This is a genomic window from Streptomyces sp. NRRL S-920, assembly GCF_000717945.1.
Taxonomy (GTDB): Bacteria; Actinomycetota; Actinomycetes; order Streptomycetales; family Streptomycetaceae; genus Streptomyces; species Streptomyces alboniger.
Window position 1 is genome coordinate 220,915 of sequence record NZ_JODF01000003.1, and the last position, 26,331, is coordinate 247,245.

General features: G+C 65.8%; 28 protein-coding genes. 27 read left to right on the forward strand and 1 reads right to left on the reverse strand.

Going from position 1 to position 26,331, the window contains the following annotated elements:
- Positions 1–79: 79 nt before the first annotated feature.
- From IG54_RS0103975 to IG54_RS0104060, 18 genes are all read left to right on the forward strand, one after another.
- On the forward strand, positions 80–559 hold the full coding sequence (locus tag IG54_RS0103975) for a hypothetical protein (RefSeq protein WP_063756186.1): 480 nt from the start codon (positions 80–82) through the stop codon (positions 557–559).
- Positions 560–569: 10 nt separating this feature from the next.
- A complete protein-coding gene (locus IG54_RS39080) occupies positions 570–986 on the forward strand; it encodes a hypothetical protein (protein ID WP_030777333.1) in 417 nt (138 codons plus the stop codon).
- A gap of 68 nt (positions 987–1,054) precedes the next feature.
- Positions 1,055–1,720 (forward strand): hypothetical protein, encoded by a 666-nt coding sequence (locus IG54_RS0103985; RefSeq protein ID WP_234335953.1) that lies wholly within the window; start codon positions 1,055–1,057, stop codon positions 1,718–1,720.
- 9 nt (positions 1,721–1,729) lie between these two features.
- Positions 1,730–1,999: a hypothetical protein gene (locus IG54_RS0103990; protein WP_158708806.1), complete on the forward strand. Its 270-nt coding sequence runs from the start codon at positions 1,730–1,732 to the stop codon at positions 1,997–1,999.
- A 47-nt stretch (positions 2,000–2,046) separates the two neighbouring features.
- Positions 2,047–2,496 (forward strand): hypothetical protein, encoded by a 450-nt coding sequence (locus IG54_RS0103995; protein ID WP_158708807.1) that lies wholly within the window; start codon positions 2,047–2,049, stop codon positions 2,494–2,496.
- Positions 2,497–2,513: 17 nt separating this feature from the next.
- Positions 2,514–3,767, forward strand: a complete 1,254-nt coding sequence (locus tag IG54_RS0104000) for a hypothetical protein (RefSeq protein WP_030777339.1) — start codon at positions 2,514–2,516, stop codon at positions 3,765–3,767.
- On the forward strand, positions 3,764–4,069 hold the full coding sequence (locus IG54_RS0104005; RefSeq protein WP_030777340.1) for a hypothetical protein: 306 nt from the start codon (positions 3,764–3,766) through the stop codon (positions 4,067–4,069). Before IG54_RS0104000 ends, IG54_RS0104005 begins: the two co-directional genes overlap by 4 nt.
- Complete coding sequence (locus IG54_RS0104010) at positions 4,066–5,640, forward strand: hypothetical protein (protein ID WP_037896211.1); 1,575 nt, start codon at positions 4,066–4,068, stop codon at positions 5,638–5,640. Before IG54_RS0104005 ends, IG54_RS0104010 begins: the two co-directional genes overlap by 4 nt.
- Positions 5,641–5,643: 3 nt before the next feature.
- On the forward strand, positions 5,644–7,074 hold the full coding sequence (locus tag IG54_RS0104015; protein ID WP_063756187.1) for a phage portal protein: 1,431 nt from the start codon (positions 5,644–5,646) through the stop codon (positions 7,072–7,074).
- Positions 7,061–8,212 (forward strand): HK97 family phage prohead protease, encoded by a 1,152-nt coding sequence (locus IG54_RS39085; protein ID WP_158708808.1) that lies wholly within the window; start codon positions 7,061–7,063, stop codon positions 8,210–8,212. The genes IG54_RS0104015 and IG54_RS39085 overlap by 14 nt, the downstream gene beginning before the upstream one ends.
- A gap of 61 nt (positions 8,213–8,273) precedes the next feature.
- The gene (locus IG54_RS0104025) at positions 8,274–9,560 is read left to right on the forward strand and encodes a phage major capsid protein (protein WP_030777345.1); all 1,287 of its coding nucleotides are present in this window, start codon (positions 8,274–8,276) and stop codon (positions 9,558–9,560) included.
- 69 nt (positions 9,561–9,629) lie between these two features.
- The gene (locus tag IG54_RS0104030) at positions 9,630–10,064 is read left to right on the forward strand and encodes a hypothetical protein (protein WP_030777346.1); all 435 of its coding nucleotides are present in this window, start codon (positions 9,630–9,632) and stop codon (positions 10,062–10,064) included.
- Positions 10,064–10,309 (forward strand): hypothetical protein, encoded by a 246-nt coding sequence (locus tag IG54_RS0104035; RefSeq protein ID WP_030777347.1) that lies wholly within the window; start codon positions 10,064–10,066, stop codon positions 10,307–10,309. Before IG54_RS0104030 ends, IG54_RS0104035 begins: the two co-directional genes overlap by 1 nt.
- A 21-nt stretch (positions 10,310–10,330) precedes the next feature.
- Positions 10,331–10,942, forward strand: coding sequence for a hypothetical protein (locus IG54_RS0104040; protein ID WP_030777349.1), 612 nt, complete (start codon positions 10,331–10,333; stop codon positions 10,940–10,942).
- Between the two features lies 1 nt (position 10,943).
- Positions 10,944–11,387 (forward strand): hypothetical protein, encoded by a 444-nt coding sequence (locus IG54_RS41875; RefSeq protein ID WP_030777351.1) that lies wholly within the window; start codon positions 10,944–10,946, stop codon positions 11,385–11,387.
- Between the two features lie 149 nt (positions 11,388–11,536).
- Positions 11,537–11,737 (forward strand): hypothetical protein, encoded by a 201-nt coding sequence (locus IG54_RS41880; RefSeq protein WP_158708809.1) that lies wholly within the window; start codon positions 11,537–11,539, stop codon positions 11,735–11,737.
- A 275-nt stretch (positions 11,738–12,012) separates the two neighbouring features.
- Entirely contained in the window at positions 12,013–12,429 is a 417-nt protein-coding gene (locus IG54_RS0104055) for a hypothetical protein (protein ID WP_030777355.1), read from the forward strand.
- Positions 12,429–12,920 (forward strand): hypothetical protein, encoded by a 492-nt coding sequence (locus IG54_RS0104060; protein WP_051819252.1) that lies wholly within the window; start codon positions 12,429–12,431, stop codon positions 12,918–12,920. Before IG54_RS0104055 ends, IG54_RS0104060 begins: the two co-directional genes overlap by 1 nt.
- Before the next feature lie 93 nt (positions 12,921–13,013).
- On the opposite strand, the gene IG54_RS0104065 is transcribed toward IG54_RS0104060, so the two are convergent.
- Positions 13,014–13,349 (reverse strand): histone-like nucleoid-structuring protein Lsr2, encoded by a 336-nt coding sequence (locus tag IG54_RS0104065; RefSeq protein WP_030777360.1) that lies wholly within the window; start codon positions 13,347–13,349, stop codon positions 13,014–13,016.
- 73 nt (positions 13,350–13,422) lie between these two features.
- Here IG54_RS0104065 and IG54_RS0104070 point away from each other — a divergent pair, with 73 nt between their 5' ends.
- The 9 genes from IG54_RS0104070 (at position 13,423) to IG54_RS37615 (ending at position 26,331) form a co-directional block, all read left to right on the forward strand.
- A complete protein-coding gene (locus IG54_RS0104070) occupies positions 13,423–13,845 on the forward strand; it encodes a hypothetical protein (protein ID WP_037896215.1) in 423 nt (140 codons plus the stop codon).
- Positions 13,846–13,859: 14 nt separating this feature from the next.
- A complete protein-coding gene (locus IG54_RS0104075) occupies positions 13,860–14,135 on the forward strand; it encodes a hypothetical protein (protein ID WP_030777364.1) in 276 nt (91 codons plus the stop codon).
- Positions 14,136–14,157: 22 nt separating this feature from the next.
- On the forward strand, positions 14,158–18,471 hold the full coding sequence (locus IG54_RS42450; RefSeq protein WP_030777366.1) for a hypothetical protein: 4,314 nt from the start codon (positions 14,158–14,160) through the stop codon (positions 18,469–18,471).
- Entirely contained in the window at positions 18,468–22,430 is a 3,963-nt protein-coding gene (locus IG54_RS0104085; protein WP_030777369.1) for a hypothetical protein, read from the forward strand. Before IG54_RS42450 ends, IG54_RS0104085 begins: the two co-directional genes overlap by 4 nt.
- A gap of 17 nt (positions 22,431–22,447) precedes the next feature.
- A complete protein-coding gene (locus tag IG54_RS0104090) occupies positions 22,448–23,593 on the forward strand; it encodes a DUF5047 domain-containing protein (RefSeq protein WP_030777373.1) in 1,146 nt (381 codons plus the stop codon).
- On the forward strand, positions 23,590–24,642 hold the full coding sequence (locus tag IG54_RS0104095) for a hypothetical protein (RefSeq protein WP_158708810.1): 1,053 nt from the start codon (positions 23,590–23,592) through the stop codon (positions 24,640–24,642). The genes IG54_RS0104090 and IG54_RS0104095 overlap by 4 nt, the downstream gene beginning before the upstream one ends.
- Before the next feature lie 26 nt (positions 24,643–24,668).
- On the forward strand, positions 24,669–24,920 hold the full coding sequence (locus tag IG54_RS0104100) for a hypothetical protein (protein WP_158708811.1): 252 nt from the start codon (positions 24,669–24,671) through the stop codon (positions 24,918–24,920).
- 170 nt (positions 24,921–25,090) lie between these two features.
- Positions 25,091–25,588: a hypothetical protein gene (locus IG54_RS0104105; protein WP_030777380.1), complete on the forward strand. Its 498-nt coding sequence runs from the start codon at positions 25,091–25,093 to the stop codon at positions 25,586–25,588.
- Positions 25,588–26,331: an N-acetylmuramoyl-L-alanine amidase gene (locus IG54_RS37615; RefSeq protein ID WP_030777382.1), complete on the forward strand. Its 744-nt coding sequence runs from the start codon at positions 25,588–25,590 to the stop codon at positions 26,329–26,331. The genes IG54_RS0104105 and IG54_RS37615 overlap by 1 nt, the downstream gene beginning before the upstream one ends.

A 26,331-nucleotide genomic window follows, 5' to 3' on the forward strand; every position in this document is an offset into this window, starting at 1 on the left:
CTGCCGGGCGCTTCTGTTCTGCTCCGTGCGCCCACAAAGCGCGTGGCCTGCGTCACAAGTTGCTGCGACGGAGGCGCTGATGGCCCTCTTCGTCGTGATCGGCCCGCCCGCCGCGGGCAAGAGCACGTGGGTCAACGACCGAGCGAAGAGCGGTGACATCGTCATCGACTACGACCGCATCGCCAACGCGCTGACCGCGGTCGGCGCCGCCCCGCACGGCCACAGGCGCCCCCTGGCGACGGTTGCTTTCCGTGCCCGCGAGGGTGCCATCACCGAGGCGCTGCGGCACGTCGAGACGCACGACGTCTACATCATCCACTCGGTGCCCAAGCAGGCCGCGATGGACCGCTACCGCAAATGCGGCGCGGAGGTCGTCACGGTCGATCCGGGGCGCGACGTCGTTGAAGCGCGCTGCGCCGCCGAGCGCCCCGAGGACTACATGAAGGGCGTGCAGCGCTGGTACGGCTCTGGCCTGCGTAAACGCCCTGCACTCATTCAGACGATCAGTGCGCCCGAGGGCGCGACACCGCGGCCGGCCACGGGGTCCCGCGCATGGTGAAGGGAACCTGATGGCCGTTCAGCTTGCTACTGCAACTCAGAACGCGATGGCGGACGCCGCTGTCGACCTGGTCGACGGGGGAGCGGGCGCCGGAACCATCAAGCTCTACACGGCGTCGCAGCCCGCGAACGCGAACACGGCGGTGTCCGGTCAAACGCTGCTCGCCACGTTCACGCTGGACGATCCCGCCTTCGGCGCGGCGTCTTCTGGTGTCTGCACGCTGGCTGCGGTGCCTCTGTCGACGACCGGCGTTGCGGCCGGGACGGCCGCGTGGTTCCGCTGCGCGAGCAGCACGCCGGGCACGGTCTTCGACGGCAGCGTCACGGCGACGGGCGGCGGCGGGCAGCTCCAGCTCAATACAACGACGATCTCGGTCGGCGTCAGTGTGGAGATCACCAGCGGTACGTTCACGATGCCCGCGGCCTGACCATGCCGATCGGCTTTCAGAGTGCCACGACGGTGACGCTCAACGCGGGCGGGAACAACGCTGCCACGGTGTCCGTCAACGTGCCTGCGGGGACGGCCAACGGCGACATGCTGATCTTCGGTATCGAGGTGTCGGAGTCCGCCGGGGTCGTCCCGGCGATTCCGGGCTTCACTCAGAAGGCAACGGTCAACGACCTGCCCAGCGGGGATCAGGACAACACCGTGAGCCTGTTCTGGCGCCGGGCGTCCTCGGAGCCAGCCAGCTACACCGTGACGCCGGACGGCACGTACGGCAACTACGCCGCGATGGCCATGCTCCGGTACACCGGAGTGATCGCGACAGGTGACCCGTTCCGCACGTCAGCAACGCTGGCGGGGAACGGCACCGGCATCTCGAAGACGAGTACAGCCCTGACGGGGGTTCAGTCCACGGACCTGGCCATTCACTGTGTGGGGACGTCGCTGGCCACCTGGAACGGAACGGCGTATGACGTGGCGGGCCCTGGCGGTTCCTGGACGGAACGCGGCGAGATCGGCATGACGGCCGGGGCCACGCCCAATCCGCGCATCCTGTTCGCCGAACAACTGGGGACCGGTACCGCCCCGGTCTTCACGTCGACCTTCGCCGGTGTCGCCTGGTGCTTCTGCGCCGGGGCGCTGATCGCGGAGCCCCCGCAGACGGGCCCGAACAACAGGATCTTCAGCACGGCGGTGCGTCGTGCCTCTATGTGGTGAGAGGACGTCATGGCCGCTCTTGATCCCAACAGGTATCCGCTGATGTGGATGAACGGGGAGTCGGACCGTGTCGCGCTGTACGCGCTGCGCGACATCACCGCCGCCGACACCCTGGACGTGATCCAGCAGTTCACGGTCATCAAGCGCGCTGTGATCATGGGGACGACCGTCGCGGCAGCGGTGGGCGCCTCCATCTCCGGGACGACCGTCACGATCCCCGCAGGCGCCAACAGGGACGGTGCATACCTGCTGGTCTACGGCGTGGCCGGTGTTGCGTGAGCCTCTACATCGCCTACAACTGCGCTGTCGACGCGACCACTGGCGTCATGACGGGAACCAGCTACGCCGCCGGTGCCAAGTGCGCGATCCAACTGGCCGCCACCTCGACCGTCGGCATCCGCGTAGTCGAATGGGGTGTTTCCTTCAACGGCAGCGCCGCCGGAACTCCTGCGGTGTGCACACTCGCACAGGCCAGTGCTGCTACGACGTCGCTCACTGCGCACAGCACCAGCACGGTCGTGCCTGTGGGCGACAACGCGAAGGCGAGCAGCCTCACCATGGGCACCGGTTCCACTGGCTACGGCGCGGCGGCCATCGTCACGAACACCACGGAGCGGCAATTCGCGGGCGCCTTCGTGGGCCCTACGACGCAGTACGAGAAGCAGTTCCCCCTTGGCCGCGACTACGTGGTGAGCCCCTCGAAGTACTGCCAGCTGCGCATCAACACCGCGGCCACGCTCACGGCGATCGCGTACATCGTCTTCGAGGAGTGCTGACCCGAGGGCGGTGACCCATGGCCCGTCTCGGCCGCAGACAGCCGGCAGGCGCGTACACGACGCGGTACACGCAGCCCGCCACAGCGCTGGATGTTGACGGCGACCTCGCGGTCGCGGCTCCGTCCGCGACGGTGGCCGCTGCGGGGCAGCTGGAGGTCGCCGGCGCCCTGTTGGTTACGGCGCCCTCGGTTGCGGTGGCCGTCGTCGGTGCGGTCGAGGCAGCAGGCAACCTGCCCGTCACCGCGCCTCTGCCCGTCCTCGGCATCGCCGCTGACATGGTCGCAACGGGCACGCTGGCTGTGACCGCGCCTTCGGCCGTAGCGGCCCTTGCCGGGGTCGTCACGGCAGTTGGTGACCTGTCCGTCACCGCGCCTTCGGTCACGGTCGCCGCCGCCGCCGACGTCACCGCATCGGGGGCCCTCCCCGTCGTCGCACCGGTCCCGGTCATCGACATGACGGCGCAGGTGCCATACGCGCTGCGCGTCGTCGCTCCTGCCGCTCATGTCTTCATGGTGGGCGGCGCAACGGATCTGCTGGATGTCGTCGCTCCTGCCGCGGCCGTTGCGTTCGCCGCGGACGTCAAGGTCACCGGCGACATCGAAGCGGGCGCTCCTTCCCCCACCGTCCAGGCCGGCGGCGGGGCCACCGTGTACGCCACGCTGGCCGTGGCGGCACCTGCCGCAGCGAGCGATGCTGACGCCGAGCTGACGGTGACGGGCGAGGCGTCGGTTACCGCACCGGCACCCGCGATCGGCTTGGACGGGGAGGTTGGCGCCGTAGCGGCAGTGGCCGTGACGGCGCCCGCGCCTCACGTAACGATGCCCGCTGAAGCGATGGTCCTCAGTACGGCTGCTGTCGCTGCCCCGGCGCCTGTAATGGTGCTGCCGGGCGAGGTGACGACGCGCGGGTCCATTGCTGCCGTGGCGCCCTCCGTGGGGTTCTCCGCTGCGGGCACGGTGGCTGCGCCCGGCTCGCTGTCGGTGCTCGCTCCGGGCGCTCAGGTGGCTTTGCAGGGCGCCGCGTCCACCGGCGTAGGCATGCTCACGGTGACGGCGCCGGCGCCTGCCGTCCTGGCGTTCCTGGAGACCCGTGTCAGCGGCCCCCGTGTTGTTGTCGTGTTCGCAGAGCCCCGCGTCCTGACGGTGCCCGCCGAGCCGCGCACGGTCCGTGTCATCGAAGAGACGCGAATTCTTACTGTCGCCCCCGAGGCCCGCACGATGCTGATCGAGCCGGCGCCGCGAGTCCTGGAACTGGCGGGTGACTTCGGATGAGCGAGTTCGGTGAGGCCATTTCTGAGGGCGACAAGCGTACGCAGCTCGAAGCAATTCGCGACCGGCTTGCCGCGGAGATCAGCGGCGAGTCCGACTGCTGCGAGTGCGGCAAGCCGCGGCGTTCGTCGGGCGCTGAAACCGCCGCTCTGACGCTGCGCCTGGTCAAGGTGCTCGAAGCGCTTGAAGGGATCCCCGATGGCGCGACGGTGTCCCGGGTCGATGAGCTGATGGCCCGCCGCACGGGCGGCAGCACGAACGCCGCACGCCGTCAGGGCGGCAGGCGCAGGGGCACCGGGGCATGAGCGGTGTCGTCATACCGGGGCGCGGCGATCAGGCCCCCCGGATACTCAGCGCGCCGCCGCGCGTTTCCAGCGCGGGTGCTGATGTCGCGGAGCTTGCGGAGATCGCCGGGCTCACCCTCGATCCGTGGCAGCGCCTCGTGCTCGATGAGGCCCTCGGGCAGCGGGCGGACGGGACATGGTCCGCCTTCGAGGTCGGTCTGATCGTCGGCCGCCAGAACGGCAAGGGCGTCGTCCTCGAAGCCCGTGAGCTGGCCAGCCTTTTCCTCCTGGACGAAGAGCTGTGCATCCACAGCGCCCACCTCTTCGACACGTCACTCGAAGCCTTCAAGCGCATCCTCGGCCTTATCGAGAGCACGCCGGACCTGGACCGCATGGTCAAGCGCGTCAGCCGCTCCCACGGCGAAGAGGGCATTGAGGTCTTCCGTGACGGGGCGCTGCGGCGCCTTCGTTTCCGCTCGCGCACTGCGGGCGGCGGCCGTGGCTTCTCCTGCGACTGTCTCGTGCTGGACGAAGCGATGATCCTCACGGACCGTGCGGTCGGCGCGATCCTCCCGACACTGTCCGCGGTGCCTGACCCTCAGGTCTGGTACACGGGGTCGTCCGGCACCAAGGAGTCGACCGCGCTCGGCCGGGTCCGCACCCGCGGCATCGCCGGCTCCGATCCCCGCTTGTGCTACCTGGAATGGTCGATCGACGAGTGCACGCAGTTCTGCCCTCCGACGTGCGAAGACCACGACGTGCAGGACTTCAGGGCCGACCCCCGCTGGACGCGAGAGGAGTACGACCGGCAGCTTTCTCGTCTGTACGCCTCGTATCCGAAGGCGAATCCTGGCTTTGGCATCCGCATCGGCGGTGCGCATTCTCCGGAGCGCAGCGTGGAGCACATCGAGGCTGAGCGACGCAGCATGTCCGCCGAGGAGTTCAGTCGCGAACGCCTGGGTGTGGGGGACTGGCCGGTCGAGGGCGAGTCGTGGCGTGTCATCGGTGAGGCGTACTGGAAGGCCTGCATCGATCCGGCGTCCGAGCCCGTCGGTGACCTGTCCTTCGGCGTCGATCTGACGCCGGACCGCAAGAGCGGCTGCATCGTCGTCGCCGGGCTGAACCCAGACGGCCTGACCCACGTAGAGATCACATCGTCTGATGCTCTGGACCATCGCCCTGGTGACCGGTGGATCGTGCCGCGCCTGGCCGACCTGGTGGCGCGCTGGAAGCCGAAGGCTGTGGTCATCAACCGTGCCGGTCAGGCGGGCGCGCTGATACCGGCGCTCGAAGCCAAGGGCGTCGAGGTCATCAATCCGACTGCCCGCGAATTCGCTCAGGCCTGCGGCTCGTTCGGCAGCGCCGTCGTGCCGATGCGCGGCAATCATCCCACCCTCGTGCACCTGGACCAGGTGCCGCTGTCATCCGCTGTCGCGGGCGCCGACAAGCGCGTTGTTGCCGACCTGTGGGCCTGGGACCAGCGGGGAGCAGCCATCGACATCTCACCTCTCCAGGCCGCGACGCTCGCGGTCTGGGGTCTTCAGCAGAGCGCCAAGAAGCCGCCCGTCGAAGCAGGTTGCGCATGGGGGTGACGGATGGCCTGGTGGAAGAAGCTCATCCCCTGGGGCCGTAACCGGAAGGCCTTCACACAGCCCGACTTCTGGAACATCGACGCTGCCCCGTTCTTCATGGGCAGCACCGCCGACAAGGAGCGGATCGAGACCGACTTCGAGGGCTACGTCGAAGGAGCCTTCAAGCGCAACGGCCCGATCTTCTCATGCGTCATGGCACGTCAGATGGTGTTCAGCGAAGCCCGGTTCCAGTGGCGGAAGTTCAAGAACGGCCGCCCAGGCGATCTCTTCGGCAGTCAGGAGCTGACACTCCTGGAAAGGCCGTGGGCTTCCGGCACGACGGGCGAGCTGCTCGCGCGCATGGAGCAGGACGCCTCACTGGCCGGAAACTCGTACTGGACGAAGACCGACGACCAGGGCCGCTTCGGCGACAGTGCGAGCGGCCCCGGTCTGCGGCTCGCGCGGCTGCGGCCTGACTGGGTGTCGATGGTCATCGGCTCTCACTCCGGTGACTTGTACGCCGTGGACGCGAGGATCATCGGCTTCCTCTACGAGCCGCGGCAGTTCGGCGTCATGTCGTCGGGCGGACCGATGGCGAGTGGCGGCGCTGTCCTGCTCATGCCGGACGAAGTCGCCCACTACAGCCCGATACCCGACCCGGGAGCCCGCTTCAGGGGAATGAGTTGGATCACGCCCGTACTGCGGGAGATCGAGGCGGACACCGCGGCGACGGTCCACAAGAAGACGTTCTTCGAGCATGCGGCTGTACCGAACATGGTGGTCCGCTTCGACAAGGACGTGCAGAAGGAGCAGTTCGAGTCCTTCGTCAAGGCGTTCAAGGCCGGGCATCAGGGTGCGTTCAACGCGTACAAGACGCTCTTTCTCCAGGGCGGCGCCGACGTCACGCCGCTCACCCACGATTTCCGGCAGCTCGACTTCACGTCGACCGTCGGCAAGGGTGAAGCGCGCATAGCGAGCGCCGCCGGGGTCCCACCCTCGTGGGTCGGCTTCTCCGAGGGCCTTCAGGGGTCCGCGCTCAATGCCTCCAACTTCACCGCGAGCCGGCGCCGCTTCGCGGACGGCACGATGCGCCCGCTGTGGCGCATGGCCGCGTCGTGCCTGGAAAACCTGGTGACGGTGCCGAACGGCGCGAGCCTTTGGTACGACGACCGCGACATCGCCTTTCTGCGCGAGGACTCCAAGGACCGCGCGGAGATCCTGCGCGTGCAGGCGAACACGATTGACGCCCTCATCAAGGCGGGCTTCGAGCCTGATGCCGCAGTGCAGGCGATTCTCGCCGAAGACGTCTCTCAGCTCGTCGGTCAGCACACCGGCCTCGTGTCGGTTCAGATGCAGCCGCCCGCAAGTCTCGAACCCGCGGAGCCCGAAGTCAATCCCGCGCCCCTTGAATTGGAACAATCCGGCACGCCGGAAGGACAAGATGATGGAGCGTAAAAGCCTGTCCGGCGGCCTGGAAATCAAGGACGCGGAAAAGGGCATTGTCTCGGCAGTCTTCTCAACTATGAACGTCCGCGACCACGACGGGGATTACACCCGCGAGGATGCCTTTACCGACGGGGCGCCGGTTGTTATCAGCGCCTACGGACACAAGTCCTGGGACGGTGCGCCCCCGGTAGGAAAGGGCGTCATCCGCGTGAAGGGCAAGCGGGCCGTCCTTGAGGGGCAGTTCTTCATGAACACCACGGCGGGCCGAGATACTTTCGAGACCGTAAAAGAACTCGCGAAGGACGGCCTTGGTGAGTGGTCGTACGGCTTTGACATCAACAAGTACTCCTTCGGTGAAGAGAAGGACCAGCCGGTCCGCTATCTCGAAGCCGTGACTGTGCACGAGGTGTCACCCGTTCTGCTGGGTGCTGGAATCAATACGCGCACTCTGTCGACGAAGGGCCGTGCCGTGGACGATGACCAGTTCCGCACCGTGAAGGGCCCAACTGCCGTTCGCGGGCCCATTCCGGCACAGGAGACAGCGACGCTCACGCGCGCCTGGGACGGCGCGAAGACAATCGGTGATCTGCCTGAGGACTCGCGGCCCTCCCAGCTCCGCAGCGTGTATGCGTGGGTCGACCCCGACGGGGACCCGGAGCTGAAGGGCTCTTACCTGCTGGCTCACCACCACGGAGTCGACGGGCCGGCCAATCTGCGCGCGTGCCTTCAGGGCATCGCGCAGCTGAACGGCGTAAGCGGTGACTCCGGGGTTCCGGAGTCTGACCGTGAGGCGGTCTACAAGCACTTGGCATCGCATCTTCGCGACGCCGATCGAGAGCCGCCCAAGCTGCGGGACCGCAGTGACGGGCATGCGAAGGGCCTCACTTTGAGTGAGGAACTGATTGACGCTCTTGCCTGTACGGCAGGGGCAATTGACAGCGCGTCACGGGTGGTCGCTCTGCGCGCCGAAAAGGGAAAGTCGCTCTCAAAGGTCAATTCCGAGATCCTGGACTGGATCAGGGATGAACTCAAGCGGCTTGATTCCATCTTGTCGGTACCGGTCGTCAATGACGAGCCGGACGGACCGAGTGATGAACAGAAGCTGTCGCTCTACGTCCAGTCCCTGGCTCTTATCAACGACTTCTAGCAGTCGCGTCCCTTGAGGCCCCCTGTTCGGGGGCTTTTTTCATGCCCGAAAACGGAGCGTCATGTACAACGACTCTGATCGCATCATTGAGTTCCCTGCCCTGAAGCAGGCCCAGGAAGCGCTTGACGAGAGGCGCAAGGCGCTGGCCACCGTCTTCTCAGAGGCTGGCCCTGATTACGACATGTCGAAGGTGAAGAGCCTTCAGGGCGACTCGACCGCGAAGGTCGAAGAGATCCGCAAGATGAACGACGAGATCATCGAGCGCAAGAAGAAGCTCGACGAGCTTCAGATCGTCGGCCGTGCCGCGGCTGCGTCCAAGCAGGACGAAGAGGCGGCCGAGCGCGGCGACGGCGCCAGGGGCGGCGGGCGGGAGGCCGAGCGCAAAGGCGGGCGGCGCCTCAGTCTGGGGGAGAGCTTCGCTGAGTCGCAGGCTTTCAAGGGCTACAAGCCGGGCTCTGGCGTCGGCCCGTCGGCGCACCTCGACATCAGCCTGAAGACGCTTATGGAGACCCCGGTCGGCTGGGACTCAGAGGACGTCCGCACGGGGCGCCTTGAGCTGATGCCGATGCGGCCCTCGGTGCATGTGGCTTCGTACTTCCCGAGCACCACGACCGGCATGAGCGCCGTCGTCTACATGGAAGAGACCACTTACACGAACGCGGCGGCCGAGACCTTCGAGGCCAACCAGGCGGACAGCCAGGGCGCATACCCCGAGTCGGCTCTCGCGCTCACCGAGCGGCAGGAGCCGGTGCGGAAGATCGCGACCTTCCTGCCCGTCACGGACGAGCAGTTCGAGGACGAGCCACGCGCGAAGGGCTATGTCGAGAACCGTCTTCCGTTCATGATTCAGCAGCGGCTGGACAGCCAGCTCCTGGTGGGTAACGGCACCGCGCCGAACCTGCGCGGCACCGAGAACGTGGTGGGCATCAACACGCAGGCTCTCGGCGGCGACTCGATTCCGGACGCCATCTACAAGGCAGCCCGGAAGATCCGCGACACCGGGTTTGCGGAGCCGTCGGTCTGCTTCATTGCCCCCTCGAAGTGGGAGGGCGTGCGGCTGCTGAAGACCGCTGACGGCCAGTACATCTGGGGGCACCCCAGCATGGTCGGCCCGTTCACGATCTGGGGAATCCCGGTCGTGGAGACTACGGCGGTCACCGCCACCAAGGCAGTGCTGGGCGATTACACGAACTTCGCGGAACTCGCGATGCGCCGTGGAATCGACGTGCAGGTCAGCAACAGTCACAGCGACTACTTCGTGAAGGGCAAGCTCGCCATCCGCGCGGACATGCGCTGCGCTGCGCTTCACTACCGCCCGCTGGCGTTCGCGGCCGTCACCGGCCTCTGATCGAGAACCGACCTGACCGAAGGGGCCGCTGTCTGGCGCCCCTTCGGTTTTCCTCATGAAGGGAATCCCATGGGCAACATCATGCCCGGCACCGGGAAGATCGGTTCCGGGAACCACGTCGGCCGCGTGAAGTACGCGCGCGCCGTCTACGACTTCGCGGTGGACGGCGGTGCGATCGGCACCATCACGCTGCGAGGCGACGCACTGCCTACCGGCGCCATTCTGCTGGACGCCTTCGTCGATGTCACGACGGCCTTCCTTCCCGTGACGACCACGACTGTGGCGCTCACCGTCCAGTCGGCCGGCGATCTGCGGGCGGCGGCACTCACCAATGCCTCGCCGTCCGTCATCTCCACCACGGGCGCCAAGCGCCTGCTGGTGGACGCCGGTGACGCTGACCTGGTCAAGACGACGGCAGTCCGCTCGATCACCCTGGCCGTCGCCGCGGGAGCCGTGACGGCGGGCAAGTGCTCGGTCGTCGTGGCCTACCTGGAGCTGGCCTGATGACGGGCCGCGACTGGGTCACGGTCACGGAGCACTGGTGCCTCACTGAGGACCGCAGCCGCGTCGTGCGCGAGACCGACCCCGAAGCCCGCTTCCTCCACTGGTCGCCGGGCACCGTGGTCTCTCGCGAGGAAGCTGAGCGCCTCGGGGCGGTGAAGCGCGAGCCGGCCCCGGAACCTGAACAGAAGAAGGCGGCGCCAGCCGTGAACAAGGCGCGACTTCCTGGCCACAACAAAGGGCGCTGACGCGGACGGGGGGTCTCCCTCATGGCCCTTGGTGCTGCATACGCCACGCTCGCGGAGCTGAAGGCGAGGCTTTCGAACCTGGAAGACGTTGCCATCTATGACGATGTCCTTGAGGACGCACTCGACTCGGTGAGCCGCGAGATCGAGAGCCATTGCGGGCGGCAGTTCAACAACACGGACACGGCAACGACCCGCAAGTACGGACCTGATGAGGTCTTTGCGTTGCGCGAGGGGGCGGCTGTTTCGCGGTGGGTGCGGGTCGATGACTTCTACGACACGGCAGAGCTGGTCATCGAGTCCGGCGGCACGACCTGGTCGGGCGGGGACTACCTGCTGCACCCCCGCAATGGGGTGATCGACGGGCAGCCAGGCTGGCCGTACTGCGAGGTTCACGCCGACGGATTGCTGAGATTCGATTCCGGCTTGAGCGTTACCGCAAAGTGGGGCTGGGCGGCCGTGCCCGCGCCGGTAAAACAAGCCTGCTTGATCATGGCTGCCGAAACGTTTCAAATCAAGGACGCGCCTTTCGGTGTGGCTGGAATGGACCAGTTCGGCGCCATCCGCGTACGCGATAACCGCATGGCGGCAGCGAAGCTCTCCCGTTATTGCCGTGACCCTATCCGAGTGAGGTGACATGGCGTCCCTCACTGAGATAAGGGCTGCGCTGAAAACCACGTTCAAGGAAAATATACCGAATCTGAACGTATATGCGGAAGTCGCGGACGTGACGCAAGTTCCGGCCATTGTAGTAATGCCTGCACGCGTCAATTCAAGCGGGCTTGTGTGCGAATTCAACGGGGCGTTCGGCCGCGGCCTCGACACGTGGCATCTGGAACTATACGTACTGGTGGCCCGCACAGAGGCGGTCCTTGCTCAGCAGGCATTGGACCAGTACGTCACCGGTACCGGACCGAAAAGTGTCCGTCGAATCCTTTACGAGAACCCAGATCTAGGGCTCGCCGACGGCACAGATGCGCACACGGAGGGCGTGAGTGCCTATGACGGGGCTTTCGAATCTGCGGGCATCCCGCATGTGGGCGCAGTAGTCCGGGTGACCGTGCGAACTTCCAGTACTTAAGCGAGGAAGCAATGTCCCTCAGGACAACCCAAGTCATTGTGCCTGCGGGCACTGCCCCTACGTTCACCGCAACTACGGCGTCCGACACGATGGAAGTCGGGGACCGCCTCTTTGCTGTTTACCGCAGCACGCACTCTACGACCGTCACTGTGACTGTGCTCGGTGAGCAGGTGCTGGAGAACGGCGATGTCGCGCCGAACAAGGTCTACACACTGGCCATCGGCAGCACCACGATGCAAGAGAAGTGGATTCCGCTTTTCAAGTCCTATCACGATGCGACGACGGGACTGGCCACTATCACGTGTTCACCATTGGACGCCACGATCACTATGGCTGTTGTGAGGCGATGACCTGATGGCTAGGGCGAGCGATCGCCCGATACCTCAGCCCCTCCCAGTACAGGACCGCCCGGCAGCTCAGCCGAGGCGGTCTTTGCGTATTCCGAGGGAAGATCCCGTGCCGCGGGAGTACGAGGTTATCGGGCCGAAAGTCGTAGGCGGAAAGATCAAGGGCGAGCGCGTGACGCTCGCCCTTACTCGTGCCCAGGAGCGGGCGCTTATCGAAGCCGGGCATGTGAAGCCCGCCATTGAACGGCCGTCGTTGGCCGACAGGGAAGAGGCTGGCGATGGCCAAGATAGTCCTGCGTAGCTGTGACATTGTCGTAAACGGAGTCAACTTCTCCGATCACATTTCCTCGGTCGAGATCAATCTGGTCAAGGACGAGATCGAGACCACGAATTTCAGCGGCCAGGGACGCGAGCGCGTCGCCGGCCTTAAGGACGACAGTTTTGTCCTGAACTTCCAGCAGGACTTCGCGTCTGGCGAGGTGAACTCGACCCTCTTCCCGCTGTGGGACCTGGAGACGGAATTCACGGTAGTGGTCAAGCCGACGGCGGCAGCGGTCTCGGTTAACAACCCCTCCTTCACCGGCACGTGCATCCTCCTTGAGTACCAGCCCCTTTCCGGTGACGTCGGCGACCTCAGTGAGACCGAGGTCACCTTCCCGACGCAGCGGACAGGTATCACCATGGCGACTGTCTGATGCCGCAGCGCGTCGGTATCAACGTTCGCCTGGGCGAGGAATTCCGCCGCACGGCGAACGCCCTGCGCGAGGTCGACCGCTCCCTTCCCGGGAAGCTCCGCAAGGACATGGAGCGTGCTCTGCGCCCAGCAGTCGCGGACGCCAAGGCGCGTGTCCGGAGCCTGCCGGTGCAGGGCACCAGCGGGCATACAGGCTTGCGGCGCCGGGTGGCCCGCGGCGTCAGGATTCAGGCGCGTACGGGCAAGTCACCGATCCTTCGGGTGACGACATCGATGGCGGAGCGCGACGAGCAGAACCTCCCCGGATATCTCGACCGCCCTCAGGGCTGGCGGCACCCGGTGTTCGGCAACCGTCATGAGTGGGTGACCCAGCACACGGGCGGCAGCTGGTTCCGCGAACCTCTGGCAGACCATCGTCAGGAGATCGCCCAAAGCCTGCGTCAGGTTCTGGACGACGCAGCCGAAACGATCGCCGCGGCTACCCGCGGTTGATCGGTGCGGCCCGGCCGGGGTCCGCGGGTACCCCGGCCGGGCCCGTGCACAGCAAAGCCCCCGGCATCGGACCGGGGGCTTTGCTCTGGCTGGTCAGTGTGCCTTGTCGTATGCCTCGCGGACTGACGCGGGGACACGCCCGCGGTCATTGACCTCGAACCCGTTCTCTTTCGCCCAGGCGCGGACTGCGGCGGTGTCCTGGCTGCTGCCCGCCTTGCGCGGCTTGCTCTTGCCTGCGGTACCCCGCACGCGACGGGCGCCGTCGGCAGTCAGATAGGGCGAGAGCCTTTCGAGAAGGTCGTCGTAATTGTCGGGCGTCAGGTCGATTTCCACGCCTGCGCCATTGACGAGAATCGTGTGCGTGCTGATCTCTTCCGACTCTTCGCCGGTCAGGTCATCGATATAGGTAACCACAGTCTTTTGAGCCATGACCGGATGTTACCCCACATTTCCGCGACGCCAACCCTGAGTTTCAAATCCCGTGATCGAAAGGTAACCCGCGATGCTGCTTTCCCGTGAACAGATCCTCGAAGCCAAGGATCTTAAGACTGAGGATGTGCCGGTCCCTGAGTGGGCGCCGGATGGGGCGGAGAACCCCAATGACTACGAGGTTCGGCTGCGCACGCTCATCGGTGAGGAGCGTGACCGCTTCGAGCGCTTCATGGCCGAAGGCCAGGCGGGCGGCAAGAAGAAGCAGAATCTGGAGAATTTCCGCGCCCGAATGATCACAATGTGTGCTGTCGACGGCCAGGGCAAGCCGCTCTTCACCACGGGCGACATCAAGGCGCTGGGGATGAAGTCGAGCGTCGCTCTGTCCCGGGTCTTCGACAAGTGCCAGGAGATGAACGGTTTCACCGAGGCCGACGTCGAGGAGCTGACCGAGGATTTCGGCGAAGGCCAGGACGAGCCCTCTACTTCCGGCTAGCTCTTGCTCTGGGCATGACGGTCCGCGAGCTGCTCGCCCGGATCGACTCCCGCGAGCTGGCCGAGTGGGCGGCGTACGAGCGCTATGCGGGTCCGGTCGATGACAGCTATCTGGCCGGCGTCCTGGCCGCGCTGCATGAGCAGGTGCAGACGCTGAACCGCATGCAGGGTGCCGCGCACTTCACGGACCGCAAGCACCGCAAGAACCCGGCTCCGGAGCCTAAGCGCTACCCAAGGCCGCACGAGCTGTACCGGCATGACGACTCCTCTGACGAGGAGGACGGCAACTAAATAGCGAGGGTGGTGCACGGTCTTGGCCACCATCACTTCGCTGGCGTTCACGGTCACGTCGACCTACAGCGGCGCCGGTCTTCGCCGCGCCCGCCGGGATATCAGCGATTTCGACAACGGCCTGCGCGCCATGGACAAGGCCGCGTCGAATATCGGCAAGCAGCTGACGTCCGTCACGAACGCCGCGCTGGCCTTCGCCCCCGCCCTCGTTCCCATCGCGGTTGCGGCTACGGGGGTGGCGGGCGGGCTCGCCGCGGCCGGCGCAGCAGCGGGCCTTGCTGCGGGCGTTTTCGGAGGTGCTCTCTTCGGCGCCATCAAGGCGACGAACGGCGCTACCAAGAGTGCGAGAGATGCCCTCGAAAAGCAGAAGGAGACTCTTGCCGGTCTGACACCGGGCACGAAGGCGTACGAGGAGCAGCTCAAGAAGGTCAACGAGGCGAAGAAGAACCTCAAGACCATCATCGACGGGCTGACGCCGGTACAGCAGAAGTACGTAAAAGCCACCTCGGACATGAAGGGCGCCTGGGGCGAGTTCATCAAGGCGACCGAGAAGGACACGCTCACTCCCGTCTCGATTGTCATGGGCGCCCTCGCGCGCAACTTCGAGAAGTTCACGCCGCTGGTCAAGGCTGTCAGCCCTGTCATCACGAGGCTCGCCAAGGACTTCGCGGCATGGATGGACGGCCCGGGGCTCGACCAGTTCATCGACATCATGGTGGCGCAGGGTGTTCCGGCCCTGGAGAACTTCATCAAGTCTGCCCAGCGAATGCTGGGCGTTCTCGGCCAGGGCTTCCGCGATTTTCTCCCGTACGGGAACCGGCTTTTCGAGTCGATAGCCGCAGGTGCAAAAAGCGCCAATTCGTGGGGTGAGGGTGGGGGCTTCACGCGTTTCCTCGACAAGGTGCATTCTGTCGCGCCGGACGTCAGGGAATTCTTTTCGGCGCTGGTGACGGCTCTTGGGAATATCGCGAAGGCGGCTGCCGATCTCAGCGGCGATTCCTTCAGTGTCCTCACGGTGCTGCTCAAAGTGCTGGGTTCGCTGCCGCCTGAGCTGTTGGCCAATCTTGTGCGGGCTTGGCTCGCATGGAATGCGGCCCTACTCGTCTACAACGTGGTGGCTGGTATTGCTGCGACAGTTACCGCGGTCCTGGCCATCGCAGCGAGCGGCATGGGCATCATCTTTCTCGGCATGGCTTTGACGATCGGTCTGGTCGTCGTTGCTCTCGCGGCCCTGGCTGTTGGAATCTACTTTCTGGTCAAGAACTGGGACACGGTACTCGCGGCGCTCAAGACGGCGTGGAACGCGACATGGAATGCCGTTAAGACTACCGCTCTGGCGGTCTGGAATTTCATCTCCCAGGGGTGGGGCCAGCTGCTGCTCGGGCTCATGGGGCCGATCGGTGTTCTTATATTTATCGCGACGCACTGGTCCGAGATCTGGGGTGGAATCAAGACGGCGGCTTTCGCTGTCTGGGGTGCGCTCCGGACGGGTTGGTCGAATTTCCTGGGCTGGCTTTCTGCTGGGTGGGGCGCTGTCTGGGGGGCTCTGACTGTAGCGTGGCAGGGTTTCATCGGTCCGTTCGTGGAAATGTGGAACACCGTCTGGCCAGAGGTGCAGCTGGCGGCGCAGAACATTTGGAACGCGCTGAGCGCAGCCTGGGCAGTCCTTTGGGCCGGTGCCACATTTGTGTGGAGTGGATTCTGGGCTTCTTTTGGTCCGGTCTTCACGACTGCCTGGGCCAGTCTCATTGCGTCGGGAATTGCGGTATGGAACGTGTTTACCGCTGCGTGGCGGCTGGTGTGGGCTGTAATCACTTCGGTGTATCAGGTCGGCTGGGCAATTCTGTCCGGTTCCTGGCAGGTTGGCTGGGCCTGGCTGGCCGGTGCGGCACAGACAGCCTGGTCAATCCTCATCGGATTCTGGCGGGTCGTCTGGGCCACGGTCACCGGAATATGGAACGTCTTCTACGCGACGTTCAGTGCCACATTTTCCGGAGCCTGGAATGTCATCGCCGCGATAGCCACCGGTATCTGGAACGTAATCAAGGCAGCGTGGCAGGCACTATGGGCGGTAGTCACTGCGGTCTTCCTGGCCTTCGCCGCTGTGTTCACGGGCCGGTGGGGTGCAGCCTGGAACGCCATCAAGGACGCCGCCTCTGCCGTATGGAATGTCCTGAGGACGGCGTGGCAGGCCCTGCTGAACGTCCTCCTCGCGGCCTTCGCTGCGTTCGCGGGTGTCTTCACTGCCGCGTTCCGTGCGACGTGGACAGCGATTCAGAACATAGCGACTGCCGCTTGGAATGCGCTGCGTTCGTCGTTCCAGGTATTCCTTACGGCGCTTCAGAACTTGTGGAACACGGCGTGGACGGCCATCCGCAACATTTTCCAGACGATCCTCAATAATATCGTTTCCATTGCCCAAGCTGCATGGAACCTTATGCGGGCCGCAGTCCAGGCGTTCATTACGGCTGTGGCCGGAATCTGGAACACCGGCTGGACGGCCATACGGACGTTCTTCCAGACGGCGGCCAACGGTATCTCCGCCGCCGCCGGGGCGTTGTGGGACAAGCTGCGTGAGATCTTCAGTACGGGCTCCACGTGGCTCCGGAATACGTTCTGGAATCCGGTCCGTGACTTCTTCACCAAGACGATCCCGAATGCTTTTGACTCTGCGGTGAAAGCAATCGGTAAGGCCTGGGATGCCCTGAAGAAGGTCGTCATGGCCCCCGTGCAGGCGATCGTCAACGTGGTGTACAACTCCGGAATCCGGAAGTTGTGGAATGTTGTAGCGACAAAGTTCGGGGCTTCAGAGCTGCCCGAATTTAAACTGCCCGGTTTCGCAAAGGGCGGAGAAGTGAACGGCCCGGGGTCGGGCACGTCGGACTCGATCGTCGCGCGGCTGTCCGCGGGTGAGCACGTGTGGACGGCCAAGGAGGTTGCAGGGGCCGGCGGCCATGAAGCCGTCGCTGCGCTGCGCAGCCAGGCAATGGGCGGCGCGAATGTGCGCACGTACTCCGACGGTGACCACCGGTTCGGTGACGGCGGCGGCATCTTCGGGACGGGGTGGGGCGGGGACTTCGGTCCCGATCTGGTTCCTGACGGCATCATCAAGAACGCCCTTGGCAAGTTGAAGGACTTGGCCCTGGGTGCGATCTCTGGCCCCTTCGGGGCGGCAGTCGACGGTGTGGCCAAGCTGGGCAAGGGGGCGGTCCGCAAGGTTGTCCCGGGCGACGGCACCGCCCTGGAGAACATGGGCGTCGGCATGATCGACGAGATGGCCAAGACCGCCAAGTCCTGGGTGTCGGACAACGACGTTGCCCCGGACACCGGGGGCGGGGGCGGATTCATTCCGTGGGCGAAGTGGAAGTCTGGAGACGGCAACAAGCAGACGTACGGCGGGGTTGTTGTCAACCGGCGTACCGCGGCGATGCTCGGTCACGCAGCCAAGCTGGCCAAGACGAGCTTCTCAATGATGCAGGGCAGTTTCAACAACGGCGTCAAGGCGTCTGGCGGTACGCACTCCGGTGGCGGGGCGGTCGACCTCGGCCCTGCTAGGGACTCGATTGTCGGCGCTATGCGTTCGTCCGGGTTCGCGGCCTGGCGCCGCACGCCGGCTGAAGGATTTGTGCCGCACATCCATGGCATCGCCGTGGGCGACCCGACGGTGAGCAGCGCCGCCGCGCAGCAGGTCCGGGACTTCCATGCGGGAAAGAACGGACTGGCCGACGGAGGACCCGACACCTATAAGGGCGGGATCACTTCCGGCAAGTCGGTGTCTGCGGCCAAGGCAACCGGCAAGAGCCTGAATGCAGGTCGCGGCTGGTCGTCTCACTGGTCTGCTCTGGAAGCCCTGTGGAATCGCGAATCAGGCTGGCGCTGGAATGCAGATAACCCCAGCTCAGACGCGTACGGCATTCCCCAAAGTTTGCCGGGATCGAAAATGAAGAGCGCGGGTGCGGACTGGAAGACAAATCCCGCAACGCAGATCAAGTGGGGTTTGGGATATATTAAGTCGCGTTATGGAAACCCCTCCAAGGCCAATTCATTTCAGAAGTCGAACAACTGGTACGGCCTTGGAACTCCGGGCGCCCGCAGCGGGCCCGCGATCGTGGGCGAGCACGGTCCCGAACTGGTCGGTTTCCGGGGCGGCGAGCGCGTCGAGTCCAATGCCGCATTGCGGGATCTGGTCGGCAACGGCGGCACGACGACCGTCGAGGTGAACGTGCCCGTCACCGTCCAGGGCAATGCGACGCCGGGCACGGTCGACAAGCTGCAACGCGAGCTGGTCCCGAAGCTGACCATGGCCATCAAGCAAGGGGTGGGGAGGCGACCGTGACGGGCCTGTCTCACCTGTGCAACGACGATTTCCGCAACGAGGGCTGGGGCTTGGTCGGCTCGCTGGTGAGCAGGCTTTTCCACTGCTGGAACAACGATGACGACAGCAAGTACTGCTGGAACCCGCCCCACAAAGGGCGGGCCTGCGTCAGGTTCCCGGTGGACATCGGCACTGTGCCGGAAGGTGCGGTCATCACGTCCGTGACGGTCAAGGTGCGGGCACGGAAGATGGACAGCCAGAATCGCACTCTCACCATCAACGTGTCCTGCCTGGACGACACGAGCCGTTTCACCTCGCGCACCATCCCGCTGACGCAGACGATCACAGACTATGAGGTGGCGACCTACCAGCGGGACCCGCTCGGTTATCCGTGGGACATTCACCGACTGAACAAGCTGCTCTGCCAGGTCTTCAGCTACGCGGCGTCGCTGCACTGCATCCGCGTCTACAAGGTATGGGTGCAGATCAACTACCGGGTGCGGCCGACCGTCAGCGTCGAGGCGCCGACGGGTACCGTGCTCACGCCGTCGCCGGCCATCAGCTGGACGTACGCGCAGGCCGACGGGGATCCGCAGGCGAAAGCCGAGTACCGGATCTTCACGGCAATCCAGGCCGCTGAATCCACCTTCGCACCGAACACCACGCCACCGGTCTATGCGACCACGGTGTCCGGCGACATCACGTCACAGACGCTCCCGACATCGATCAATCCTGACCAGTACTCCGTGTACGTGCGGGTGTACTCGTCCTACGGCGCCAAGAGCGTCTGGGTGGGCCGCGCCTTCGCGGTACAGGGTCCGAGCCCTGGCGTGCCTGGTGATGATCACACGGTGTCCGGCACGCCGGGCATCGGCGTCGTCAGCGTCGTCCCGGACAGCTACGCCTCCGCGGTAGCCCTGACGCTGCGGGACAGTTCGAACCTGCTCTCTGTCCAGTCCGCGGACTTCGAGACCCTGACGGACGCTCCCGAGTACACAATGGCGAACTGCACCGCGGCACAGGACACCTCTGTGTACTTCGCGGGCGTCGCCTCGCTGAAGCTGACCTCGTCCAGTGCTGCGGCGATGTCCGTGCTCAGTCCCTTCGTGGAGCTGGCGCCGGGCTCGCCGGTCACCGTGCGGGCGCAGCTGCGTGCCGCGGTGACGGCCAGGGTGTGCAGTGTCCGCATCCGCTTTTACGACAACACCTTCACCGATCTCGCGGGCACAGTTACCGGCACGGGCACCGACTCCGGTTCCACGTGGACTGAGGTCGTCGCAACCGGCACCTCTCCTGCGGCGACGGTGTACGCCAAGGTCGAAGTCGAAGTGGCGTCACCGGCGCTCGCTGAGGTTCACCACGTGGATCACGTCGGACTGATGTACGGGGCGGGCGCCCCGTGGTCTGACGGCGGGCATACGAGCCGAAACATTCTGCCCGCTTTCTCTGCGACGGGCGATGACCCGGTCGGGGACAACTGGGTCGCCGGCGCAGGCAGCACCATCTCCCGCGTGGCGGTAACGGGTGCGGGCTCCCACGGCACGCTGACGAAACGCCTGACGTACACGGGCATCACCCCGAGCCTCGGATTCCGTGCGACCGGCGCCGCCTTCACGTCGCCGACGTCCGGCACGGACTTCACGCTGAGCAAGCCGGCCGGCGTCGTGGTCGGCGACCTCATGGTCGCCTTCGTCAGCTCGAATCAATTCGGGACCATCACTCCGCCAGCAGGCTGGACGGCGGTCAACACGGCGAGCATCGACGACGGGTCCACGGACACGGCGCTCTTCATCCTGAAGCGCACCGCAGGCGGCTCCGAGCCGTCGACCTGGACGGACGGCAGCCTGAGCGTGTCGAGCACCCGGCGCTACGCCGTGGTCGTCGCGTACTCGGGAGCAGCTGATGCTGCGGATCAGTTCATCGCTGAAGGCGTGCTGACCAGGGGGACGGGAACACCGCTCTACCTGACGTCAGCCCTGCTCAATAACACCGACGCCAACGCGTGGCGGATCAGCGCGTTCGCGGTGAGCGACAACGTGACCGGCGGCTCGGTGGTCGCCAACATCGCGCCGCCCACTTCGAGCGCCGACATCTCCTATGTCGGCAAGGGCACCGCCTGGACGACGGCCAGCAACGCGACCAGCTACGTCATCAACCGCCCGTCCGGAGTGGTGTCCGGTGACCTGATGGTCGCCACGGTCGCCATCTCGGACACAGTGATTGCGACGCTTACGGCGCCGTCGGGATGGACGGTGGTCCGGCAGCTCACGGAGGCGGATGGCACGGCGTCGCTGCGTTTCGCAGTGCTGAAGCGGACGGCGGGCAGCAGCGAACCGAGCAGCTGGACGGGGACACTCAGCGCCACGGTCAAACCCATCGTCACGCAGGTGTCGGCCTACCGGAACGCGGACTCAGCGGCGAATCAGTTCATTGCGGAGGACGCGAGCCAGTCCGGCAGCGGCAACACCGTGGCCACGGCGACGGTCTCGAACACTGACTCGCGCGCCTGGCGGATCAGCGCCTTCGGGTCGAGCGGCGACTATTACACGGAGTGGGGCAGCACGACGGAGGTTGCGGAGCGCTCGGACAACGCGGCCGAGTACCAGATCTCCTACTGGCAGTACCGCACGGCGACGCTGATGATGGCCGACTCCAACGGGCCGGTCGGTACTGGCTCGCACTCGCGTACCGGCTCACTGAACCGCAACTTCTACGCGGGCGCCTCATGGGTCGGCATCATCAAGCCGCTCCCCGGTGCTCCCGCCCCGGGGGCAAACGAGACAGAGCGCAGTGACGTCACGGTGGGCAGTAGTGATCCGTGGCTGACCACCGGGGTGTACGACTCCAACGGCGTGGTGCCGATCGGCGCGACGTCGGTGACTGCGGCGTTCACGCCGGGATCGGGCAGCGAGTTCAATTCTGCTGCGTCCTGGGTCGGCCTGATCAAACCGGCCGTCCCGCTGGTCGCCGGCCGCACGGTGGCGACGATGCCGGACGCGGTCGACGTCTCCGGGATCGATCCGCAGATCATGCAGCTGGCCGACAGCAAGGTCACGTTCACCTCGGGGTTCCTCGGTTCGGCAAGCGGCACCCCGTATCTGACGCTGCACTTCTACCGGGCGAACCAGCTGATCAGCAGCCAGACGATCCAGGGCGCGAGCTTCGGTACGGCGACGTGGGCCAAGTCCTCGGGGACGTATGACATCCCGGAGGGCACGACCCGCATCAAGGGCGAGGTGTCCGTCACCGACCGCGCTGTAAGCGATCTCGTCTACTTCGACCGGGTCGGCATCATGCTCGGTCCGTCGGGGGTCTGGCGCAACGGCACAGGCCGCAGCACGCACGCTGTCTGGCATGCCCCGGTGATCGAGTACGCAGACGATGACGGTGCGGGGTACGGGGACTGGCAGGTCCTGCCCGGTCTGGACACGAGCCCTCCCGCCTATGACCCGCTGTCCGGCATCGCGACCTACACGGACCACACGGTGATCCCGCTTGTAAACCGCAAGTACCGGGCGCAGACCGTCAGCTTCGGCCTGGCGGGGGACCGGTTCGTGTCCGGCTTCGGGCCACCGTCGGATGAGGTGTCGCTGACGGCGCTGAACTGGTGGCTGAAGGACATCACCGACCCCGATGCCAAGGTCGCTCTGAGGGTGAAAGCGGAGCCTCTCCAGGTGGGGACGACCGGCACGAGTGTCATGTACCAACCGCTCGGAGAGGACCGTCCGGTGGTCCTGTCGGAAGGCTTCAAGGGAGATGCGATCGAGCTGACGCTGATCCTCAAGCGGGAGGAGTACGCCCCGCTGCGGGCGCTGCTCCGTTCGGGCCGCACGCTCTTCCTCCAGACGAATGTCGATCATGCGTGGTGGGTGCGCCCGGTCGGCGACATCCAGGCGGAAGTCCAGGTGAGCGGGCAGCGCTTCGTCGATCCGCTGCGCTTCGTCAAGTTGACCTTCGTGGAAGTCGCGCCACCCGAGTAGCGAAAGGGGGCGGGACGGTGGTTCAGCGTGCGTCGGCCCGCCTGCTCTCCGAGATCCGCCGGTCCCACCAGGTCTACAGCTACGTGGACGTGATCTCTCCGACGCAGGAGCGGACTCGCCTCCCCGCGACGGGCGGCGACGTCTCCTGCGACCGCACGGCCGCGATCCGGCGGACCTGCAAGGCCACCTGCGTAGATCCTCTGGGCACCCTGGTCCCCAGCGGCACAACCTCTCTGCTGACCCCGTACGGCACCGAGCTGCGCCCGTACCGGGGTGTGCGGTACGCCCCCACTCCGGAGCATCCCAAAGGCGAGATCGAAGTGCTGCCCCTGGGCGTGTTCCGGCTGGCCAAGGTGTCGATCCAGGAACAGACGGGCGGGTCTCCCGACATCCAGCTGGAGGCCTATGACCTGAGCCGCACGGTGGCGAGGGACAAGTTCATCAGCCCGTACGTCATCGAGACGGGCACGAACATCATCGACGCGATCAAGAGCATCCTCGCGCGGACCTTCGACGACCTCAGCTATGACGCGATCAGCACGACCAGGGCGACAACGGCGCCGCGCCTGTACGACGTCGGCGATGACCCGTGGGACGCGGTCACCGTCCTCGCGCAGTCCCTCGGCTGCGACATCTATTTCGACGTCGAAGGCTGGGTGGTGATCGCGCCGCCGCCGGATATCGACGCTCTGCCCAGTCCCGACTTTCAGTACATCGAGGGCGAGCGGTGCACGATGCTCGACCTTTCCCGCGTACTGACGGACGAGCCGGGCTTCAACGGGATCGTCCTGACGGGGGAGTCGCCGGGGGATGAGCTGCCCGCGGTGAGGGCGGTCGCCTGGGACGAAGAGCCCACGTCGGCGACGTATCACCTGGGTCCGTACGGACAGGTCCCCCAGTTCATCACCGACCAGTTGATCAAGACTGCCGAGGAGGCGCAGGCCACCGCCGACCAGCTGCTCCGTAATTTGCTCGGCTTCTCCTCACAGCTCTCGATCAGCGGCATCGTCAATCCCGGCTTCGAGGCCGGCGCGGTGGTCGAGGTGGTGCGGGAGCGGGCGCACGTCAGCGGCCTGTACGCCGTCGACAGCTTCAACATCCCGCTGGACGCCAAGGGCACTCAGAATTTGACGCTCAGACAGAAGCGGCAGGGGGGCGGATGACCACGCCTTCCGACCCGGGCGAGACTGTCCCGGCAGAGCCGCCGGTTTCGCCTGACGAAGCCGCGGTGCAGGGTGCCGCGGCCGAAGCCGAGGCGGCAGCCGCGGCGCAGCTGAACGCGATCCGCGAGCTGGCCGCGGAGATCGCGAAGCAGACGCTGCTCGCCTTCGATCCGGCGACGCTGCGCAAGGGCACGGTCTCCAGTATCGCCTCCGCGGCTGCGCCTCCGACGCTGGGCGTGCAGATCAGCGGGGACACCACCGAGATCCCGGGCGTCCGCTACATCGACAGCTACGCGCCAGAAGTCGGCGACACAGTCCTGATCATCAAGCAGGGGACCGACCTGGTCGCGCTCGGGGAGATTGCCGGGCAGTTCAGCGAGAGCGGGTGGACCACCGTCCCGCTGGCCGCGGGCTTCACGCACAACGGCAATAGCAACGGCAACGTAGAGGTGCGGCGCATCTGGGATCACGGCAGCTGGAAGGTTCAGTTCAAGGGCGCTGCGAACAGATCGTCCGGCACGGTGGTCTGCACCGACCTGGGGGAGAAGTACCGCCCCACCGCCCGGCGTTCGCTGCTGGTCACGCGCACGGCCAACGGCGGCAGCAACGTGGTGAAGGTCGACATCGAGACGTCGGGTTCGGTGACGATGGTCGGCGGGACGACGGCGCCGAACGGCGGCGACACCTCGACGTCGTCCGAACACACGCACCAGATCGCCAACAGTGATCACTTCCACGGCGACACCAGCAGCGAGGGGTCGCACACGCACGGCATCGCCAACAACGACCACAACCACGGCGGGGACACCGGGACGACGTCGTCCCACAAGCACAGCATCCCGACCACCACGCACAAGCACGGCAACCCGGCCGACGGTGAGCCCGGCGGCACGACGTCGGTGAATGACCACGCGCACTCGATCCCGACGTCGTCGCACACCCACGGCACGAACGGCGCCCTCGCCGACGGCTCGCACGATCACACCTTCACGCCGGTCGTCGAAGACCCTGCGTGGATCAGCTTCAACCAGCTCGAATATTTCCTCTGAGGGGTGCGATGGACCCGGTTACAGGGGTGCTCGTCCAGTACGGCGCGGTCGGCGCGGTCGCCGTCATGGCGATAGCGGCGGTGCGGGTTCTTTTCACGCGGCTTCAGGCGGCGGTCGACAGGGAGGCGGAGCGGGCGGACCGCCTGGAGGAGGAGCTGCGCAGGCTGAACGAGACGGTGAGGAATGACTACATCGGAACAATCGCTACCGCTGCGCAGGCCATTTCCGATGCGAACCGCGCAGTCGCTGACGCCCTGGCAGCGGTACGCAGGGGTTGAGTTTATGACTAGGCAAAGCCCGGTTGACCGGCTGCTTGCTGAATCGGAAAGGCTGCGCGAAGAACTGCTCAGGACTGCCGCCCGGCTTGAGGGATTCTCCGAGGAACTCCTCGCCGAGGTGCGGCAGCTGCGTGCAGAGGCCAGCCCTCCGGATACAGGAGGGAGCGACAGTGACACAGGCACCTGACGGAACGCGGCCCCAAGACCCCGGGATCACCCCGCTGGACCGTCTGGCCAGTGCAGCATCGGCGCTGCTCGAAGAACTCGAAGCGCTGGGACAGGACGCCGGCCGCCAGTTCACCGCGCTGGCGAAGCGGTCGCAGCGCAACCGGCGCATGATCCGCATTGTGGTCGTCAGTCTTGTGCTGGATGTGCTGCTCACGGCTGCGGTGGGATTCGGTCTGTTCCAGGTGGACAGCAATGCGGACCGTATCGACGACCTGACACAACGTCTGGACGTGGCACAGTCCGAGACGCGGCGAAAGGCATTCTGCCCTCTCTATGAAATCTTCCTTGGCTCCAAGTCTGAGCAGGGCCGTAAGGCGGCTGCCGATCCGAAGGCGTATGACCGAGCCTTCGATGTCATCGAGAGCGGCTATCGCGCCCTGGACTGCGCCGAATTCACGAACGGCGCAACACCGTTCGGTAATACCCCGAAGGGGGAGTAATGGCGTCACCCCTGACCACTGTCAGATTCCTGGGCGTCCTGCGGGACGAAGGCCTCACTGTCGTTCAGGTCGGCGACTGGAGGGCGCACAGCCGCAATCACGTCGGCGGGTGGGGCCCGGTCCACGGCGTGATGATCCATCACACGGCGACGTCGGGCAGTGCCCGCACGGTGGATATCTGCCGCCGCGGCTACGCCGGACTGCCGGGTCCGCTCTGTCACGGCGTGATCACCAAGGACGGCCGTGTCCACCTGGTCGGCTACGGCCGCGCGAACCATGCAGGGCTCGGAGATGACGATGTCCTGACCGCGGTGAAGAACGAAACCGCGCTCCCCGCGAGGAACGAGGCGAACACCGACGGGAACCGCCACTTTTACGGCTTCGAATGCGAGAACCGCGGCGACGGTGAGGACCCCTGGCCAGCTGCCCAGCTGCTCGCGATCGAGCGGGCGTCCGCCGCGCTGTGCCGCGCGCATCAATGGACGGAGCGCTCCGTCATCGGTCACCTGGAGTGGCAGCCGGGCAAGCCGGATCCCCGCGGCTTCACGATGGACTCGATGCGTGGCCGCGTCCGCCGCCGTCTCGCACCGAAGCCCGCTACCCACACGGTGCGCCCCGGCGAGACGCTGTCCAGCATCGGCGCCCTGACCGGCGTGCGGTGGCCGGACATCGCCAAGGTCAATGGGCTGAAGACCCCGTACCGGATCTATCCGGGTCTGGTCCTGAAGATCCCTAGGAAGTGA

Coding starts and splice junctions, on each gene's coding strand:
- IG54_RS0104060 (WP_051819252.1), top strand. CDS start 12,429: ATGCCGCAGCGCGTCGGTATCAACGTTCGCCTGGGCGAGGAATTCCGC.
- IG54_RS39085 (WP_158708808.1), top strand. CDS start 7,061: ATGATGGAGCGTAAAAGCCTGTCCGGCGGCCTGGAAATCAAGGACGCG.
- IG54_RS0103990 (WP_158708806.1), top strand. CDS start 1,730: ATGGCCGCTCTTGATCCCAACAGGTATCCGCTGATGTGGATGAACGGG.
- IG54_RS0104095 (WP_158708810.1), top strand. CDS start 23,590: ATGACCACGCCTTCCGACCCGGGCGAGACTGTCCCGGCAGAGCCGCCG.
- IG54_RS0103995 (WP_158708807.1), top strand. CDS start 2,047: ATGACGGGAACCAGCTACGCCGCCGGTGCCAAGTGCGCGATCCAACTG.
- IG54_RS0104075 (WP_030777364.1), top strand. CDS start 13,860: ATGACGGTCCGCGAGCTGCTCGCCCGGATCGACTCCCGCGAGCTGGCC.
- IG54_RS0104040 (WP_030777349.1), top strand. CDS start 10,331: ATGGCCCTTGGTGCTGCATACGCCACGCTCGCGGAGCTGAAGGCGAGG.
- IG54_RS0104065 (WP_030777360.1), bottom strand. CDS start 13,349: ATGGCTCAAAAGACTGTGGTTACCTATATCGATGACCTGACCGGCGAA.
- IG54_RS0104030 (WP_030777346.1), top strand. CDS start 9,630: ATGGGCAACATCATGCCCGGCACCGGGAAGATCGGTTCCGGGAACCAC.
- IG54_RS39080 (WP_030777333.1), top strand. CDS start 570: ATGGCCGTTCAGCTTGCTACTGCAACTCAGAACGCGATGGCGGACGCC.
- IG54_RS0103975 (WP_063756186.1), top strand. CDS start 80: ATGGCCCTCTTCGTCGTGATCGGCCCGCCCGCCGCGGGCAAGAGCACG.
- IG54_RS0104070 (WP_037896215.1), top strand. CDS start 13,423: ATGCTGCTTTCCCGTGAACAGATCCTCGAAGCCAAGGATCTTAAGACT.
- IG54_RS0104000 (WP_030777339.1), top strand. CDS start 2,514: ATGGCCCGTCTCGGCCGCAGACAGCCGGCAGGCGCGTACACGACGCGG.
- IG54_RS41875 (WP_030777351.1), top strand. CDS start 10,944: ATGGCGTCCCTCACTGAGATAAGGGCTGCGCTGAAAACCACGTTCAAG.
- IG54_RS0104005 (WP_030777340.1), top strand. CDS start 3,764: ATGAGCGAGTTCGGTGAGGCCATTTCTGAGGGCGACAAGCGTACGCAG.
- IG54_RS0104015 (WP_063756187.1), top strand. CDS start 5,644: ATGGCCTGGTGGAAGAAGCTCATCCCCTGGGGCCGTAACCGGAAGGCC.
- IG54_RS0104035 (WP_030777347.1), top strand. CDS start 10,064: ATGACGGGCCGCGACTGGGTCACGGTCACGGAGCACTGGTGCCTCACT.
- IG54_RS0104025 (WP_030777345.1), top strand. CDS start 8,274: ATGTACAACGACTCTGATCGCATCATTGAGTTCCCTGCCCTGAAGCAG.
- IG54_RS0104055 (WP_030777355.1), top strand. CDS start 12,013: ATGGCCAAGATAGTCCTGCGTAGCTGTGACATTGTCGTAAACGGAGTC.
- IG54_RS37615 (WP_030777382.1), top strand. CDS start 25,588: ATGGCGTCACCCCTGACCACTGTCAGATTCCTGGGCGTCCTGCGGGAC.
- IG54_RS0104010 (WP_037896211.1), top strand. CDS start 4,066: ATGAGCGGTGTCGTCATACCGGGGCGCGGCGATCAGGCCCCCCGGATA.